This is a genomic window from Microcystis sp. M53603_WE2 (assembly GCF_030065435.1).
This window is the reverse complement of sequence record NZ_JASJFF010001353.1, coordinates 1-1,564: the sequence shown is the minus strand read 5'-3', so window position 1 is coordinate 1,564 and position 1,564 is coordinate 1. Positions and strand designations below refer to the sequence as shown.

Below are 1,564 nucleotides of genomic sequence, written 5' to 3'. Positions count from 1 at the left end.
GAACCCTTATAGAGAAAGGCATTTAGCGATTTTTGTCAATTGTTTTTGCTCTAGAGCGAACTAATCAATTAAGTCTCTTGCCAGATAAGGATTTAGTCGATTTATGCCCCCTATCGAACCATACCAAGTAACGAAGAACCTGTATTGAGACTAAATCAAAAATTAATATCTGTAGAGACGCTAAAGATAACTACCTTTTAGCCTTAGCCAAAGATAGTCAAGCTGACTTTTTAATTACAGGCGATCAAGATTTATTAATTTTGCAACAATTTGGAATAACTAAAATTGTTACTTATCAACAATTTTTAGTAATCTGTAGATTGGGTTGAGGAACGAAACCCAACTCAATTATTTAAAAGTGTTGGGTTTCACTATCGTTCAACCCAACCTACGATAATACTTTATTGATGATCGCTGTCAATTTAATTGATGCCCGTAATATGTTGTAAAATCGTATCTAATTTTTGGTTAATCTCATCACGAAACTCTTCAAAATTCGATTGAAGCCGATCAACTTTATCTTCAAGATGATCAATTTCCTCATAGACTCGATCAAAACTCCGGTTTAGCTCTCTTCCTGTCACTTGGGTATCTTCCAGACGCTCCAGGCGCCGATTAAGACTCCTCAATTGACGCTCCACTTCATAATTTTTATCGTTCGGTTCCTGAGCTTGTGCCATAGGGAAAATTGTTGAATGAGAATGTCTTAACTCAATTATATGTTAACTTATTGACTAAATAAAGGATTCTACTTCTCTTAAATCAGCTTGTAGGGTGCGTGTTTGCGCGTATTTAAAGGAAATTTGTTAATAATTAAATTATTATCGCGCCGTAACGCACCATCTTAAGAAAATGGGTGCGTTACGCTATCACTAACGCACCCTACAAGAGCCGCTACTGTGTCTGGAGTGGTTTTTATTATGATTATTTAACTGCTACCGAATATCCCCCCGTAGCAATCTCTCCCTAGTAACAGGTTTCTAGTTCCTGTTTGATATTCAGGTAGAATGAATGATATAATTGGTGCGTGGGGTGTGGCTCTCTCTTGCAAAAGCTTTTCACCTGTAGAATATAACAATCTCAGGTTTTTTGTCAAACTTAGTCTTGAGGATTTTTATAACAAATTTATGAGCTTTTTATTTGTATTTGTCACATTTTTTCAAAAAAATGGTAGATAAACAACTGAAAACTTTTATCTGGATTGGAGCATCAAAAAAGGAGCTATTAGAATTTCCTGAAGAGGTTGTTGATGAAGTTGGCTGCATTCTTTATCGTGTTCAGAATAATCAAAATCATCCTAATGTCAAAAGCTTAAAGGGGTTTAATGGTGTTTTTGAAATAGTCAGCGATTATCAAACCGATACCTATAGAACAGTTTATGCTCTTAAACTAAGCAATGCTATTTTTATTCTCCATGCCTTTAAGAACCCACATTCCGCACCCTCAACTGTCACATAAGCTGTCCCCCTCCAGAGACTTGAGTAAAAATACTTATCTGGTGAAGGTTTTCTCGGTGGCCGTTAGGGGGAGCTTGAGACCCTAATTATGAAAAAATAGGAATTGT

Annotated in this window: 3 protein-coding genes; 2 read left to right on the top strand and 1 reads right to left on the bottom strand. The window is 36.1% G+C overall.

Going from position 1 to position 1,564, the window contains the following annotated elements:
• The first annotated feature begins 143 nt into the window (after positions 1-143).
• Complete coding sequence (locus PX481_RS28480; RefSeq protein ID WP_353852241.1) at positions 144-329, top strand: putative toxin-antitoxin system toxin component, PIN family; 186 nt, start codon at positions 144-146, stop codon at positions 327-329.
• A 93-nt stretch (positions 330-422) separates the two neighbouring features.
• On the opposite strand, the gene PX481_RS28475 is transcribed toward PX481_RS28480, so the two are convergent.
• Positions 423-680 (bottom strand): hypothetical protein, encoded by a 258-nt coding sequence (locus tag PX481_RS28475; protein WP_002762931.1) that lies wholly within the window; start codon positions 678-680, stop codon positions 423-425.
• A gap of 487 nt (positions 681-1,167) precedes the next feature.
• On the opposite strand from PX481_RS28475, the gene PX481_RS28470 reads away from it, so the two are divergent.
• Positions 1,168-1,458, top strand: coding sequence for a type II toxin-antitoxin system RelE/ParE family toxin (locus PX481_RS28470; protein WP_288026770.1), 291 nt, complete (start codon positions 1,168-1,170; stop codon positions 1,456-1,458).
• Positions 1,459-1,564: the final 106 nt, after the last annotated feature.

Excerpts from the sequence above, each read along its gene's own strand:
- PX481_RS28475 (WP_002762931.1), bottom strand. The coding sequence starts at position 680 with ATGGCACAAGCTCAGGAACCGAACGATAAAAATTATGAAGTGGAGCGT.
- PX481_RS28470 (WP_288026770.1), top strand. The coding sequence starts at position 1,168 with ATGGTAGATAAACAACTGAAAACTTTTATCTGGATTGGAGCATCAAAA.